This window comes from Viridibacterium curvum (assembly GCF_039544165.1).
GTDB lineage: Bacteria > Pseudomonadota > Gammaproteobacteria > Burkholderiales > Rhodocyclaceae > Viridibacterium > Viridibacterium curvum.
On the sequence record NZ_BAABLD010000013.1, the window covers coordinates 1 to 763 of the forward strand.

Here is a 763-nt window from a genome sequence, read left to right on the forward strand (position 1 = left end):
CGTGGTGGGGACAGTGACAGTGAAGCTCGTGACCCCTGCCGGCACGGTGATCGTGCCGCCCGAGATCGTCACGCCATTCGAGAACGAGGCGTTGGTCAGGGCGGACGTGTAGTCGGTACCGCCGCCGGTTGCCGTGACATCGGCGAGCGACAGGGTGTAGGTCGTTGCGACGCTGGAGGCATTCGACAGCGTCACCGTATGGACGATGTTGCTGGCTTCTGTCGCGCTATTGCTCGTGACGGAGGCAATCGTCGGTGCGGCGTCGTCGTCGAGGATGGTGCCAGTGCCGGTGACGCCACCGACAGTCAGTGGCACGGTTTCGTCCAGCTCATCCGTCGTGTCGCTGACAGTCGGCACGGTCACGGTGAAGCTCGTGACACCGGCCGGGATGGTCAGCACGCCACCTGCGAGGGTGACCCCGTTGCTGAAGGTCGGCGAACCGAAGTCGCCCGCTGCAGCGGTGCCGCCACCGAGGGTGAAGGGGAAGGTGATGCTCGACGAGGAGGCGTTGGTGAGCGCAACGTTATAGACGAGGTTGTTACCCTCGTTGACGCTCGGCGACGAGACGCTCTGCACGGTCGGTGCGGCGTCGTCGTCGTTGATCGTGCCGGTGGCGGCCACGCCGCCCACGGTCAGGGTGTAGGTCTCGTTGGCTTCATCGATGGTGTCAGCCGTGGTCGGCACGGAGACGGTGAAGCTGGTGACCCCTGCCGGCACGGTGATCGTGCCGCCAGAGATCGTCACGCCATTGCTGAAGGCGGCG

Annotated in this window: 1 protein-coding gene; it reads right to left on the minus strand. The window is 65.5% G+C overall.

The features are described from left to right. A partial coding sequence (locus tag ABEA02_RS15325) for a Calx-beta domain-containing protein (RefSeq protein WP_345533971.1) occupies nt 1-763 on the minus strand: 763 nt, incomplete at both ends.